The organism is Shewanella sp. SP1S2-4 (assembly GCF_031932075.1).
In the GTDB taxonomy this organism is placed as follows: domain Bacteria; phylum Pseudomonadota; class Gammaproteobacteria; order Enterobacterales; family Shewanellaceae; genus Shewanella; species Shewanella baltica.
This window is the reverse complement of record NZ_JAUOET010000018.1, coordinates 32,274-47,117: the sequence shown is the minus strand read 5'-3', so window position 1 is coordinate 47,117 and position 14,844 is coordinate 32,274. Positions and strand designations below refer to the sequence as shown.

Sequence of the window (14,844 nt, the reverse complement as noted above, 5' to 3'; positions counted from 1 at the left end):
AGCTATTTACCTAACAGATTTCACACTTATGTAAATCCGAATGATAATTATTGGCATTCACAAATCATTCTTTATAATGACGGCCAATTCGTTTGAATACATTTGTAAACCCTTTGGTTTATGCCATTTTTATGCGCTCGCGCTGGGGACATTCTGTGAAGACTCGTTTCGCCTACTCATTAATCGCACTTGCACTCGCTCAACATCAGTCGGCATTTGCCGCTGAAACCGTACTCGATAAAGAGGCTCCACAGCAGACCTTGTCTACGAGCTCCCCCGTTGCAACTCCTGCATCGACTCAATCCGCAGCCGATGGGGAGATAACACTCGCAGCACCTGAGCGTATTGCTGTCCATGGCCGTGCAATGCAAATGTACGTCGATAAAGAAACGACAGTTGGCACTAAGACGGCGATTAATGTGATGGAATTGCCGCAGTCGGTGCAAGTGCTGACCGAGCAGTTAATCGTTGACCAAGCCGCGCGCAATATTACCGATTTATACCGCTCTATTGCGGGCGTGAGTGAGTTTAGTTATTCGGGCGTGACCTTTCGCGGTTTCCGCGACGATGCCAACGTTTTTTATGATGGGGTAAGGGGCGATCCCTATTCGGGATTTTCTGTGCCGCAACTCTTTAATGTGCAGCGGGTTGAAGTGTTAAAAGGTCCTGCATCCGCACTTTATGGCGGCGGTGAACCTGGCGGCATGATTAACTATGTCACTAAAAAACCGACGTTTGTCGAGAGCAAAGAGCTGACCTTAAGCACGGGCAGCGAGGATATGATGGGCGGCTCGCTGGATTTCACCGGTGGCTTAACCCAAAATCTTGCCTATCGTTTTGGCGCCTATTATCAGCAGGAAGATAGCTTTCGCAATAATGCAGATAGCCAAAATGCCGAAGTGGCGGGTGGGTTACTCTACGAAATCAGTGATGATACTAAGCTCACCACCACTTTCGATATTATTAAGCAGGATTTAGGCGGCAATCGATTGCGCGGCGTGCCTGTCGATAATGACGGTAACTTCCTCGTTGCGCCATCCTATAATGCCAATGAGAAGAGTGACTTCCAGAAGATGGATGCGCTGGTGCTGCAATCGATTCTCGATCATCAATTTACCGATAATTTCTCGGTCAAGACGCAGATCCGCTATCTGAATAATGATTCCACGCAGCAATATCATGAATCGAGAGGTTGGGTCGATGTAAATGGTGATGGTAAAGCCAATAGTGCAGATGGCACCATTAAGCGTGAATACCGAGTGCAAGCACGGGCAAATGATGAAATCAGTTTAACCAATGATTTTGTTTATGCATTCGATGCCTTAGGTTTTGAACATGAGTTCCTGTTCGGTGGCGATTATCACTATGTGGAAACCGAGTACCATTACAAGCTCGCGACCAGCAAGGAAGGCGTGGGTAACCTAAATATTTTTGACCTTAACTATGGTGAGACGGATCCTAGTACTTATCAATTAAAAGACATGGATACCGACGGTACCCGTGCTAACCGTTTTGGCCTTTATGTGCAGGAACACTTGCACTTTAATGAACAGTGGTCATTGATTGCCGGTCTGCGTTTCAGCCAGTTTGACGATTATGATAAAAAGACCGGTTTCTCCTTCAGCGATAACGCGATAACGCCAAGGGCAGGGCTTAATTATCGCCCAATCGATTCAATGTCCTTTTATTTGAATTACTCAGAGAGCTTTAATCCAGCATCTTTAACCAATCAAGCGGAAGATATTGGTGATGGTTTCCTCGATCCAGAAACGGGCAATCAAATTGAGCTTGGGATGAAAAATGAATGGCTTGATGGCCAGTTTATGACCACGCTCGCTGTGTATCGCATTGAAAAACAAAATGTCGCTCAAGCTAACCCTTTAAATACTGGCGATGACGATGGCATTCCCGCTTTACTTAATTTGGGTGAAGTACACAGTCAAGGCCTTGAATGGACGCTGGTGGGGGATTTAACCGATAACCTGACCGACCGTCACAGCAAACTATGCCTATAACGAGACTGAAGTGGTTAAAGGGGTGACGAACGACAATTTAACCAATACCTTCGACAGTAAGCACTTTGCCAATGCGCCGCGTCATCAAGCGGGAATATGGACTCGTTACGATATCAATGCAATCGATTCGGCGATTGCCTTTGGTATGGATTACGTGGGTGAACAGTTCAGCCTCGATGGCCAAACGGTGAAGCCCCATACGATTTTTGATATGAGCTGGACGACCCAGTGGGATCAAACTCAAGTTCGCTTAAATCTTAAAAATATCTTCGATAAAGAATATGCCGTCAGTGGTTTTAGTGAGCGTAATGGCCATTTCCCCGGTGAGCCGCGTAATATCACCCTTGAACTGAGTCATAAGTTTTAATGCATTGATGTGAAAATAGCTTGTTCGTTAAGGATGACGAACAAGCTAACCTGCCTAACCTTGTTCATCATTGCCATTATTTTTGCCAGTATTTGCTGTCGTTATCATCACCGGCTAATGCTTGCACACTATCTTAATAGTATTTTCCTATTAAGATGATAGCTTCTATCCGTTATCCTTTCTCATTCGTCTTGTTTAGACTCGCCTTATATGAACTATTCGATAAGGTTTCCCTATGCACGCAGTCAGCCACTTAGCCTCCAAAGACGCTCAATCTAACGCTAGCCCACAGGTGGCCCTGATTGCAGAAGGTGGTGGTCAGCGCGGTATTTTCACCGCAGGCGTGCTTGATGCTTGGCTTGATGGCGGATTCGATCCCTTTGATTTATTTATTGGTACATCTGCAGGCTCACAGAATCTCAGCAGTTTTTTAGCCCGTCAAAAGGGTTATGCCAAACGTTTGATCCGCGGTTTATCGCGGCATAAACGTTTCTATCGACTCGGTCGGGGGTTAGTCGGCGGCAATGTAGTCGATTTAGATTGGTATTTTGAGCAGACGCGACAAGGGATGTTTAAATTAGATCTTAACGCGGCGACAGCCTCACTCGGTGATCGGCAGTTACTGATCACCACTATCAATGCCAGTGATCGCAAGGGTTATTTTTTAAGTCCAAGCAGTAAAAGCCAATGGCGCGAATTGCTTAAAGCCTCCAGCGCATTGCCATTTTTGTATAAACAAGGTGTGAAACTCACGCCTTGGCTAAATGATAATGCCTGTAATAGTGACAAGGCCTGTAATAACGGCGCGGCTAATCATAGCGGGTCGCATCACAGCGCAGCATTGAGCGAAGCTATCGACAGTGATTTTTATCTCGACGGCGGCTTAGCTGCGCCTTTACCTGTGCGGGAGGCCTATCGTCGTGGTGCCCGTAAAATTGTGGTGATCCGCACTGTGAGTGAGGATTTTCAGGCGCAATCGGCTTGGGTGCATAAACTTAAATCTTGGATTTGTGTTTCTGGTTTTTGCCCGAAAACCATAGATTATTTAGTGCAGCACGAACAAGCCTATCAGGATGAATTGGATTTTATGGCAAATCCGCCAGAGGATGTGGAGATAGTACAGATTTTTGCCGCTGAAAATTTGCAGAGTAAGTTACTGGGTAGCACCGATGCCGATTTACGCCATGATTACCATGCGGGCATGAGTGCCGGAAAGCAGTTTTTAAGCTTAGATCCGATGGCGTTGACGCAGATGAATGTTCATTTTCATACTCATACTCAGGCTCACTCTCAAATACACACTCAAGTTCATACTAATGCCCATACCCTGGCTCAGGCTCAAATCAAGCCATTCAGTGCGCTGTCGGCCTAGTTTAATTCTAGAGTTAAGACACAATTATGTGCACGAGTAAGCAATAAAAGTAAACAGCATCGAAATACAAAAGCCACCCTAGGGTGGCTTTTGTGGTTGGCTATCTTAACCAGTTTATCAATCCAGCTGATTCACTTAGCTTTTTAATTTAGCGTATTAACCTAGTTTATCAACTGAGCACTTTAACGTTAGGCTATTAATAACTTGAGGTGTGTACAGAGCGTACTGCTCGGCCCGATGGGTCGATAATGCCGCGTAAGCTTTCGTCCCAAGCTAATGCTTCTGGCGTTGAACAGGCGACGGATTTACCACCTGGAACCGTTTCAGCGGCGCCGCTCAATGGATAATGTTCCTCAAAGAAGCAGCGATAGAAATAGGCTTCTTTAGTTTCTGGCGTGTTGTATGGGAAACGGAATTTCGCGTTTGCCAATTGTAAATCATCCACCCGCGCTGCAGCTTGTTCTTTCAAACCGTCAATCCAAGAGTAGCCGACGCCGTCACTGAATTGTTCCTTTTGACGCCACGCCACTTCTTTTGGCAATTTATGCTCAAAGGCTTGGCGCAGAATGTGTTTCTCGATACGACCATCCTTAGACATTTTTGCTTCTGGGTTGATGCGCATCGCCACATCCATAAACTCTTTATCGAGGAAGGGCACACGGGCTTCTAATCCCCAAGCGGCCATGGCTTTGTTGGCACGCAGACAATCGAACAGATGCAGCTTATCGAGTTTGCGGACTAATTCCTCGTGGAATGCCTGTGCGTTTGGCGCTTTATGGAAGTATAAATAGCCGCCAAATAGCTCGTCAGCACCTTCACCCGATAACACCATTTTGATGCCCATGGCTTTGATTTTACGCGCCATTAAATACATAGGTGTCGCGGCACGTATGGTGGTGACATCGTAGGTTTCTAAGTGATAGATCACTTCTTTAATCGCATCTAAGCCTTCTTGGAAGGTGAAATGGATCTCATGGTGAATCGTACCAATGGCATCTGCGACTTTTTTGGCGGCGATTAAATCTGGCGCACCTTCAAGGCCGACAGCAAAAGAATGCAACTGTGGCCACCAAGCGTTGGTTTCGCCATCGTCTTCAATGCGGCGTTTAGCAAAGGTTTGCGTCACGGCGGAAATGATCGATGAATCTAAGCCGCCTGATAGCAACACACCATAGGGTACGTCTGACATTAATTGGCGTTTGACCGCCGCTTCTAATGCGTCACGTAATTCTTCTTGGCTGGCTGGGTTATCTTTAACCGCATCATAGTTTTGCCAATCGCGGCTATAGTATTTAACGGCTTCACCATCTTTTGAATACAGATACTGGCCCGGTAAGAACTCTTCTACCGTTTTACACACTGGCATCAGCGCTTTCATTTCAGAGGCAACATAGAAGTTACCCGCAGCGTCACGGCCTGTGTATAGCGGGATGATCCCCATGTGATCGCGGCCGATAAGGTATCTGTCTTGGGCTTTGTCATATAACACAAAGGCGAAGATACCGTTTAATTTATCAAGGAAGTCAGTGCCATATTCTTGATACAGCGCCAGAATGACTTCGCAGTCAGAGTTGGTTTGATAGCTGTACTTATCGCCTAGCTGGGCTTTCAATTCTTTGTGGTTATAGATTTCGCCGTTGACCGCAAGGATCAAACTGCCATCTTCGGTCAGTAGCGGCTGAGCACCGTGTTCAATGTCAACAATCGCTAAACGTTCGTGGGCAAGAATTGCCTTATCACTGGCATAAATACCTGACCAGTCAGGGCCACGGTGGCGCATTAGCTTAGACATTTCTAGCGCGACTTGGCGCAGTTCTTTGGCATCAGATTGGATATCTAAAATCGAAAAGATTGAACACATAGTACAACTCCCACACTGTCTGTCATTTGAGGATGTCTCAATTGAGGTTTAATGTGCCAGCAATTTAGGTATTTGCCAAACACTATTTTTGATGTTTTATCTGTTTATTGGTGTTTTTGTTGATTTAGGTGTTTATGTTTAATGCTTTTGTTTGAGAATAATTCATTTAATTTACGTTATTTTTGATGATTTGTTTTTATTGTCTGATTTGGCGTGAGGGGTTTTGGGGAATTCACAATGTGTTTTAAAAAAGTGTCGATGACAGAAAAACCGTTAAAAAAGACCATAAATAATGAGTTGGCTCGTTTAAGTGTTTTATTTTTAATCAATTAATGCGCCGAGTTTGACATCAACCAATGGCATAAGCCTATGCAGAATGGTGTCGCAGGATGGATATTTCGCGATAACGGCATTGTTTGTGAGCTGAAAACAAAAAAAGCACGTGAATGGTTCACGTGCTTTTCAATCTTGTCTGGTGCTTTGGCTTACAGGCAGAGATGGCGCTTTATTTCGCAGGTGCGACTAGCATGCGTCAATAAGAGACGACTAACCAAGTCGCCTCTCACAAGCTGTCACTGATAAAAGCTGCTATTTTGCATCTGTCACAAGCGTCGTTTTAGCTGGGCGCAGGCTATTAAACTCTGTGCCTTGATAGTATCCCGGCCAATCTTTGCTGCTACCCAATGTGCGCGTGACTTGGTAGTAGACTTGCAAATCTTGCAGCGCGCCGCTCAAATCCCAGTCTTCATGGTATTCATCGCAGACATTGTGATAACAGCCTTTCATTGTGGCTTGCATCTGAGTTTTATAAGCCGCCGTGGCATCATCAACGGGGTCGCTACCGCCGCCGGCAAAGACCGCTGGCACGCCCAGTTTGGCAAAGCTGAAATGATCTGAACGGAAGAAACCGCCCGAAGCGGGATTTTTCTCACCCATGGCGATGCGGTTTTGTTGTTTCGCCGCATTGATAAGGTAAGTTTCTAACTCAGATTTCCCTTTGCCGACAATCGTAAAGTCATTGGTTTTGCCGTAGATATTGGTGCTGTCGAGGTTTAATACTGCCACGGTTTTGTCGATAGGATAAAGTGGATTAGCGGCGTAATAGCGTGAACCGAGTAAGCCCTGTTCTTCACCTGTGGTGGCAATAAAGGTGACCGAGCGCGCTAAACCGTGGCCTTGTTTCGCATTGTCGGCTAATTGTCTGGCGATTTCGAGAATGCCGGCAGTGCCTGAGGCATTGTCCATGGCACCGTTGTAAATCTGATCGCCTGCTTTCGTCTCGTCTTTACCTATGTGATCCCAATGGGCGGTATAGAGGATATGCTCGTCGGCTTGTGTGCTGCCGGGGAGCGTGGCGACTACGTTGTAGCTATTCGCGTATTCGGCTTTATTTTTAAAGGCGATACTGGCCGTTTGCTCAAGGGGGACATTAATTGGGCTGTCGGCGGCACGCGCCATCAAGCTCGGCAGTGATAAACCAGATTTATCAAAAAGTTGGGTTGCTGCGTCTAATGTAAGCCAGCCTTCGACTTGAATGCGACTATCTTGTTCTGCTTTACTCAGCACTAGATCTTGTTGTGGCCCAGTCCAGCTATTTTCTACCACAGACCAAGGATAAGAGGCGGGCTCAGTATCATGGATGATCAGTGCACCAAGGGCGCCTTGACGGCTGGCCTCTTCAAACTTATAGCTCCAGCGGCCGTAATAGGTCATGGCTTTGCCATTGAATTTACCCGAGTCAGGGCGAGCAAAGCCGGGATCGTTCACCAAGATCACCGCGATTTTGCCTTTCATGTCGAGATCTTGGTAATCATTCCAACCATATTCGGGTGCGTTCACCCCATAGCCGACGAAGACTAATGGTGCGTTCTCAATACTAATACCACCGTTATCGTGGCGACTGCTGAGCACTAGATCTTTTCGGTATTTAAAGGGTAATCCTGCCAGCGTAACTTGCTGCGCTTCATCTGCGGTATAGCTCACCATAGGCACAGGTTGCAAAAAGCTGCCTTGGTACGCGCCCTTGAGTCCCATCTCTGTAAAGGCTTTAGTCAAATAGTCCAAGGTGAGTTTTTCACCGTGAGTGGTCGGCGCACGACCTTCAAATTCATCGGATGACAGGGCTTTAATATCATTTCTAAAGCGTGCTTCATTAAACTGCACTGGTTTGAGTTCAGCCAAGGTGCTGTTGCTATCAGGCTGTGATGCATTCGGACTACAGGCACTGAGCATAACCAGCGCACAGAGTGGATACAGACGTCGCATAGGTTAATCCTACTGTTGTTTTAATTAAGGAATTTTAGATTTCTGTTAATCAATCAGAAGCGAGACTTATCATGAAGCAAGCCGCAGCGAGCCACAAGGCTGAGCGGCAGGTGAATGTGTTACTTAATGTTGCTTTACCCTATGCAATACGCCTTTGGGTGAGGCGTGTTGCATAGGTAATGTTGGAATGACTCGCAGAATGAGTGGTTACGCAGGGGTGGCCAAAGGTTTAGATAATTGTTTAAACAACATCGATGTCGCCCGCGCAGGCAAACACATGGTTCGGGCGGAAAGGTTCTTTGTCGATATCTTCAAGCTTACTCACGCCGCTAGTGACCAGAATGGTCTCAAGCCCTGCTTAAAAATCCGCCAGAATATCGGTGAACACATGGCTCCACAGGCCGGACTGTAAGCTGGACCGTGGTTGTTGGGGGGAATATCGGTAATGATTGGCAACTGACTTAGGATGTAACCCTTACTGTAACAACAATACGCTGATGTGTTTAGTAAGGGCTTTCAATCAAAACTTAGAAAAGCTTGTTGAAGTCGATCTCGTAACCTGCTTTCTTCATTTCTTTAGCTATAGCTGTTTGCCAGTCATTTCTGACGTAAACCACACCACTAATGTCGTTTGGTATCTCAATGTTATCAGCAACTAATGGCACAACATTTTCTCGCCCAAGTAGACCAATCAATAAGCCATGTTCGAAGACAACATTTTGTCTTGCTCTTGGTTTTAGATCGCTCGGTTCTGTATTCTTTATTCCACCTACATCATCAGCGGTGTAGAGGACAATCGCGAAGTCAGTTGTCTTAGCATACTCCAAGATTTTTTCGATGATTGTAGTGCTGCCGCCACTAGCTTGTTCGTGAAGAATGATTGGTTCAAAACCTAACTTTTGGATGAAGCGGGCGGTTCGCTCTTTGACTTCGTTGTTGTGTCCATGCACGATAAACACGTTTTTTGATTTTTCTTTAGGTGTTGCTTCCACTTGTTTAACTTCCTTATTGATTGGGGTGAAATCATATTCATCATTTTGGATATCAAGAATTAACGAATCTAAATATGAATATGTTTTCTCTCCATCAGTTATCCAGAAATAGTCAGCATCGCTTTCTGTTCGGCGTAATAAAACAGCATAAACCACGAACAAAGCATTAAAGTGTTTAACTTCTCGAGGCATATTCTCTTCAAGAAAAGCCGTAGTAACATGTTTCCATTTTACAAATCTGCGTGCACCGTAGTTAGCACCTCGATCATTAAATGATGTATAAACGTCGCTTAGTAGTCGTTCTTTAAGTCTATCTAATCCATCAATAATCTCTTGCTTATCCATCCATGCCTCACAAAACAATGCTATTAGAAGCATTCTATCGCGTGATGTAGATATGGCAAGAAGTAGGGTGATAACTAGCTGTTTTAAAATGAGGTTTGTGATGCCGTTCTAGAGGTGTTACTAGTAACTCTATCCACAATTGGAATTTGACACTGTCACAGCTTTCAATCCATTTTAAGAGACGCTTAGAAAACCACATTGATTTGTGAAATTAACCTGACACAGAGTTATGAACAGCCTCTATTTAGTTTATGGTGCCCAGCGCTGTAAGCACAGGGCACACATTGGGAAATGAGTTTAATTAAAGTGCAGTTTTAAACAACATCGATGTCACCCGCGCAGGCAAACACATGGTTCGGGCGGAAAGGCTCTTTGTCGATATCTTCAAGTTTACTCACGCCACTGGTGACCAGAATGGTTTCAAGCCCCGCTTGGAAGCCCGCTAAAATATCGGTGCGCATATTGTCGCCTATGATGACAGTGTCTTCCGAGTGTCCATCAATATGATTTAGCGCCGAGCGAATGATCCATGCGCTCGGTTTGCCCACGTAGAAGGGTTTCTTACCAGTAATGCGTTCTATTGGCGAACATAGCGCGCCACAGGCTGGGCTGTAAGCTGGGCCGTGAGTGTCAGGGTTGGTTGCAATAAAGCGGGCGCCACCTGCCACAAAAGCTGCGGCTTTATGGATCATTTCCCAATTGTAGGAGCGGGTTTCACCGACAATCACAAAATCGGGGTTGATGTCGGTAATGGTAAAGCCTGCTTTATAGAGTTCGTGGGTTAGGGCGCCTTCGCCAATGACATAGGCTTTACTGCCTTCTTGGTGCTGTAAAAAGTCAGCGGTTGCCATGGCGGAGGTATAAAAGCATTCTTCAGGAATATCAATACCGGCGGCGCTTAAACGGTTTTGCAGATCCTTTCCCGTTTGTACGGGATAGTTCGTCAGGACGACTAACGGATTGCCTTGTTTTAAAATGCGCTGGATAAATTTGTCGCTGCCGGGGATCAGTTTATTGTCGTGCAGTAGTACACCATCGATATCGCAGATAATATTTTTCATCTAATAGTCTCTTGTCATGCCGAGCAAAAATCACTTTTCGTTAAGTTATCTAATGCCACATTGCCCCAGAAAACAATGCTTTTGTGGAAAATAGTTAAAAAAATAGAGACCTTAAGGTCTCCATTTGTGATCTCGCTACCATTGCTTTTAAGCGAAACTAATCAGGCGCGTAACCGCTTGGGCCGATGAGATTGCCATCAAGATAGGCTTGGCCGTTTTGCATGTTAAGACGTTGCTGACTAAACCATTTCACCACGAGTGGATAAATGGCATGTTCTTGCTCATGCACGCGGGCGGCGAGCATGTCAGCGGTATCTTCTTCATAAACAGGCACTTTTGCCTGTAAAATCACCGGACCTGCATCAAGCTCTGGCGTGACAAAATGCACGCTGGCACCATGTTCGCTGTCGTTAGCGTCAATAGCACGTTGATGGGTGTTTAAGCCAGTGTATTTCGGTAACAGTGACGGATGGATATTGATCATGCGACCTAGATAATGATTCACGAAATCATCGGTTAAGATCCGCATAAATCCTGCCAACACGATTAAATCGGGTTGGTACTGTTCGATGACTGTCATTAAACGCGCATCGTATTCAGAGCGAGATTCACCTTGGTGAGCTATCACGCAGCTGGTATCAATTTCGCCATGATGGGCGCGCACTAGGCCATAGGCATCGGGTTTATTACTGATGACTCCGACAACTTCGGCCTGTAGATTATCGTCGCAACCGTCGATAATCGCTTGCAGGTTACTGCCATTTCCGGAAATTAATACAACTACACGACAGCTCTGGGGCATTACAGGATCTCCACTTGCTCTTCATTGCCTTCACGATCTGCGATAGCACCGATCAGCCAAGCTTGTTCGCCTTCTGCAGCCAGTAATGCAAGTGCTGCATCCACTTTATCGGCTGGCAGCGCGACTAACATGCCGACGCCACAGTTGAAGGTGCGATACATTTCATATTCTGCAATGTTGCCATTTTTCATTAACCAACTGAAAACAGCAGGCCATTGCCATGAATCGCCTTGGATAACCGCTTTTAAATTATCTGGTAGTACGCGTGGGATGTTTTCCCAGAAGCCGCCGCCAGTAATGTGTGCCATTGCATGTACGTCTGATGCTGCGATCAGTTTCAGCAATGATTTCACGTAAATTTTAGTTGGCTCAAGTAGATGTTCAATTAGCGGTTTGCCATTGAGATCTTGTTGAGGGTCTGCTTGGCTCACTTCTAATACTTTACGTACTAAAGAGTAACCATTTGAATGAGGGCCGCTCGAGGCTAATGCGATAAGCGCATCACCCGCTGCAACTTTGCTACCGTCAATGATGTCGGCTTTTTCAACTACGCCTACGCAGAAACCTGCTAGGTCGTAATCTTCACCTTCGTACATGCCTGGCATTTCAGCGGTTTCACCGCCGATTAACGCACAACCAGATTGGAAACAACCTTCGCCGATACCGTTGACAACAGACGTCGCGGTTTCAACATCCAGCTTGCCCGTTGCATAGTAATCGAGGAAAAACAGTGGCTCAGCACCTTGAACGATTAAATCGTTCACACACATAGCAACTAAGTCTATGCCGACTGTGTCATGTTTTTTATAGTCGATAGCTAAACGTAATTTAGTCCCAACACCGTCGGTGCCAGACACTAAAACTGGTTGCTTGTATTTAGTGGGGATTTCACACAGGGCGCCAAAACCACCTAAGTTGCCCATAACTTCTGGACGACGGGTACGTTTAACGGCTGCTTTAATGTTACTTACCAGTGCATTACCTGCATCAATATCAACGCCGGCATCTTTATAGCTCAGTGGGGTAGGTGTGCTCACGGAGGGATCCTCTCGGGTACATCGTTATTGGATTTTATGCGGCGGTATTCTACCAGCTTGTGCTAGGGGTCGAAAGTCATGATTTGGATTTATGCCCCTCGGCGCAGTATTTTTGGCCGAGTAAAACTGTATTTCAGTTTCTGAGGTCTTGAGATTGGTCACAAAATAGTAAATTAAGGTACGTATCTTAGGCGATTGGGAATTATTCTTGGGAGATAGCTCACGATTAGGCCTAATGGCAAAACTTTATGTTTTACCTAGTAAACAAATCAACTAGAATCTGAAAAATTTGCCTAAAATAATACGCCGAAAAATAAAGTAGGAGAGAAAAATGAAAGTTGTCGAGGTTAAACATCCTTTAGTGCGTCACAAAATCGGTTTAATGCGTGAAGGTGACATTAGCACTAAACGTTTCCGTGAGCTAGCCGCCGAAGTGGGCAGTTTATTAACCTATGAAGCTACCGCAGATTTCGAAACTGAAACGGTGACGATTGAAGGCTGGAACGGTCCGGTTGAAGTCGACCAAATCAAAGGTAAAAAAGTCACTGTTGTGCCGATTTTACGTGCGGGTTTGGGCATGATGGACGGTGTGCTTGAGCATATTCCTAGTGCGCGTATTTCAGTTGTCGGCATTTACCGTGACGAAGAAACCCTTGAGCCTGTGCCTTACTTTGAAAAGCTCGCCAGCGACATGAACGAGCGTATCGCCTTAGTTGTCGACCCAATGCTCGCGACTGGTGGCTCTATGATTGCGACCGTCGACTTATTGAAGAAACGCGGTTGTACTTCAATCAAAGCCTTAGTGTTAGTGGCTGCACCTGAAGGGATCAAAGCGTTAGAAGCGGCGCATCCTGATATCGAGTTATATACCGCTGCTATCGACAAGTGCCTCAATGAGAAGGGCTATATCCTGCCAGGTCTTGGTGATGCGGGCGATAAAATCTTTGGTACTAAATAACCAAAGCTGTTAAAAATCAAAGTTGCTAAATAATTAGCGTAGCTGATGCTCAGTTGAGCGGATGTACTCAGTAAGGGAGCCTAGGCTCCCTTTTTGTTTTTTGTTTGCCACAGTTATAACAACTTTGTTTTAAGCTGCTAAAGTTTAGCATTAAGACAAATAGTTATTCGCAATTGCAGTTGTTTTTATTGGTTTATTTTGTGGTTTAATGGGACATTACTTAAGTTTTGGGCAAGGCATATTGTCGGTATAACAAGAATTAAGAGGGATTATGGGACATTCGGCACTCAACTGGTTGTTATTACGTCGGTCACTTGCACTTGCGACCCTCTTGTTTGTCATATTCTTGCTGATCCTATTGCCGTTTAAAATCGATAGAGAACACCAATCCTTTGTGTCTTTTGTAAAAACAAAGCAAATCACACCGAGCTATATTGAACTGCTCGGTAAAAGCTTATCCCTGCACGATATCATTGATTTCAATAAATCTTCTTTAGCGCCTTTTCAGCTCGATCCCACCCGATTAATGCTGCCCCAAGGGGTGGAGCTTTCTGCTGAAGAAGCGCAAGTCTTACGCTACTTTGATTATCTCTACTCCAGTAAAAAGACAAATGCAGAAGATATTTTCCTGTATGTGGGGCTTTATCGTAGTGATGCTGTGTATTTTGCAACCCCAATCCCAGAGGACGTAAAAGCGCGGCTGATTAATGACCGTACTTCGACAAATGAGTTTTGTCAGAGCCTGCACTATTGTGCGAAAGACGCGACGCCAGAGTCCTTGGCCGATGGCATAGTGTTATCCATTCCTTATCAAGATGAAGTGACTGGTAAAGTCATTTTATCTATGGCCTCGCCGATTACATCATCTAGCGATCCTAATCATTTTATTGGTGATGTGATTGCCGACACGGCCTTTATGACGTCGGGTTTTATGCGTAATAAACATGTGGAATGGCAGAATACAGATTATGGCACTGAGCTGGTGATCACGACAGATAGCCTTTGGGCTGAACTGACGCCGGAGTTCTTGTTTTATTCGATGACAAATCATTTAGATAACATGACTTCACTGACATACAAAATCAGTATATTTCGTTTTATTGTGTGGAATTTGCCCCTGTGGTTTTTGTTATCTATCGTGATCTTCTTCGTTCAAATTAATATCAATCGTCTTAGGAAACTTCGTACTGAGCGCCAACGGTTTAGTGAAGCGATGTTATTGGATGCTTTTACTCGCACCTACAATAAGAAAGTCTATGAGACCACGCTGTTTGATGTCGCAACTAAGGGGCATTACGCTGTGATCTGTGTGGATGGCGATAAAATCAAAACCATTAATGATACCTACGGGCATAAACTCGGGGACATGGCGATCATGCAAATTGTCGATGCAATGCGCGGCGTATTTCGAGAAAACGATTTGTTAATCAGAACCGGCGGTGATGAGTTTGTCGTCATCTTAGCTAATTGTACTTTTGAACGGGCTTTGGTATTGGCTGAACATTTACGTCAAGCGGTCGCAGAGCGGCAGTTTTTAAATGTGTTGACCGTTTCCTGCGGTGCCGCTGATTCCCAAGACTATGCAAACTTTGAGGCCGTGCTGCAAGCGGCGGATAAAGCGCTGTATGAGGATAAAAAGAATAAGCAGGGTAGCCGTAAGCTCGAAGCGACACGGTAACTATTGTTAGTTATCAGGCTATTTATTGCGTTAACTATTGATATTGAGTTAGCTATTGAGTTAATCATCGAGTGAATTCGTCACGTGACCG

Annotated in this window: 9 protein-coding genes and 2 pseudogenes; 4 read left to right on the top strand and 7 right to left on the bottom strand. The window is 45.3% G+C overall.

The window, feature by feature from the left end; all coding sequences use genetic code 11:
* The first annotated feature begins 131 nt into the window (after nt 1–131).
* Together Q4Q52_RS15620 and Q4Q52_RS15615 are read left to right on the top strand one after the other, a co-directional pair.
* Nucleotides 132–2,382, top strand: a pseudogene (locus Q4Q52_RS15620) (TonB-dependent siderophore receptor).
* 235 nt (nt 2,383–2,617) lie between these two features.
* Entirely contained in the window at nt 2,618–3,754 is a 1,137-nt protein-coding gene (locus tag Q4Q52_RS15615; protein WP_311991031.1) for a DUF6363 domain-containing protein, read from the top strand.
* A 196-nt stretch (nt 3,755–3,950) separates the two neighbouring features.
* Here the strand turns inward: Q4Q52_RS15615 and asnB are convergent, their stop codons facing one another.
* The 7 genes and pseudogenes from asnB to purM all read right to left on the bottom strand — a co-directional run bounded on the left by asnB (nt 3,951) and on the right by purM (nt 12,117).
* Entirely contained in the window at nt 3,951–5,615 is a 1,665-nt protein-coding gene (gene asnB / locus Q4Q52_RS15610; RefSeq protein WP_259589375.1) for an asparagine synthase B, read from the bottom strand.
* Nucleotides 5,616–6,203: 588 nt separating this feature from the next.
* Nucleotides 6,204–7,880 carry a M28 family metallopeptidase gene (locus Q4Q52_RS15605; RefSeq protein WP_311991030.1) on the bottom strand — a complete coding sequence of 559 codons (1,677 nt, stop codon included), beginning with the start codon at nt 7,878–7,880 and terminating at the stop codon, nt 6,204–6,206.
* Nucleotides 7,881–8,121: 241 nt separating this feature from the next.
* Nucleotides 8,122–8,312, bottom strand: a pseudogene (locus Q4Q52_RS15600) (HAD hydrolase-like protein); the annotation flags it as partial.
* Between the two features lie 95 nt (nt 8,313–8,407).
* Nucleotides 8,408–9,217: a nucleotide-binding protein gene (locus tag Q4Q52_RS15595; RefSeq protein ID WP_311991029.1), complete on the bottom strand. Its 810-nt coding sequence runs from the start codon at nt 9,215–9,217 to the stop codon at nt 8,408–8,410.
* A 314-nt stretch (nt 9,218–9,531) separates the two neighbouring features.
* Nucleotides 9,532–10,278 (bottom strand): HAD-IIA family hydrolase, encoded by a 747-nt coding sequence (locus Q4Q52_RS15590; protein ID WP_311991028.1) that lies wholly within the window; start codon nt 10,276–10,278, stop codon nt 9,532–9,534.
* A gap of 157 nt (nt 10,279–10,435) precedes the next feature.
* On the bottom strand, nt 10,436–11,080 hold the full coding sequence (gene purN / locus Q4Q52_RS15585) for a phosphoribosylglycinamide formyltransferase (protein WP_006087455.1): 645 nt from the start codon (nt 11,078–11,080) through the stop codon (nt 10,436–10,438).
* Nucleotides 11,080–12,117 (bottom strand): phosphoribosylformylglycinamidine cyclo-ligase, encoded by a 1,038-nt coding sequence (gene purM, locus Q4Q52_RS15580; RefSeq protein WP_311991027.1) that lies wholly within the window; start codon nt 12,115–12,117, stop codon nt 11,080–11,082. The genes purN and purM overlap by 1 nt, the downstream gene beginning before the upstream one ends.
* 331 nt (nt 12,118–12,448) lie before the next feature.
* Here purM and upp point away from each other — a divergent pair, with 331 nt between their 5' ends.
* A complete protein-coding gene (gene upp / locus Q4Q52_RS15575; protein WP_006081245.1) occupies nt 12,449–13,075 on the top strand; it encodes a uracil phosphoribosyltransferase in 627 nt (208 codons plus the stop codon).
* 271 nt (nt 13,076–13,346) lie between these two features.
* Entirely contained in the window at nt 13,347–14,753 is a 1,407-nt protein-coding gene (locus Q4Q52_RS15570; RefSeq protein ID WP_012196903.1) for a GGDEF domain-containing protein, read from the top strand.
* The last annotated feature ends 91 nt before the right edge of the window (nt 14,754–14,844 follow it).

Excerpts from the sequence above, each read along its gene's own strand:
- Q4Q52_RS15590 (WP_311991028.1), bottom strand. The coding sequence starts at position 10,278 with ATGAAAAATATTATCTGCGATATCGATGGTGTACTACTGCACGACAAT.
- Q4Q52_RS15615 (WP_311991031.1), top strand. The coding sequence starts at position 2,618 with ATGCACGCAGTCAGCCACTTAGCCTCCAAAGACGCTCAATCTAACGCT.
- purN (WP_006087455.1), bottom strand. The coding sequence starts at position 11,080 with ATGCCCCAGAGCTGTCGTGTAGTTGTATTAATTTCCGGAAATGGCAGT.
- upp (WP_006081245.1), top strand. The coding sequence starts at position 12,449 with ATGAAAGTTGTCGAGGTTAAACATCCTTTAGTGCGTCACAAAATCGGT.
- Q4Q52_RS15570 (WP_012196903.1), top strand. The coding sequence starts at position 13,347 with ATGGGACATTCGGCACTCAACTGGTTGTTATTACGTCGGTCACTTGCA.
- Q4Q52_RS15595 (WP_311991029.1), bottom strand. The coding sequence starts at position 9,217 with ATGGATAAGCAAGAGATTATTGATGGATTAGATAGACTTAAAGAACGA.
- asnB (WP_259589375.1), bottom strand. The coding sequence starts at position 5,615 with ATGTGTTCAATCTTTTCGATTTTAGATATCCAATCTGATGCCAAAGAA.
- Q4Q52_RS15605 (WP_311991030.1), bottom strand. The coding sequence starts at position 7,880 with ATGCGACGTCTGTATCCACTCTGTGCGCTGGTTATGCTCAGTGCCTGT.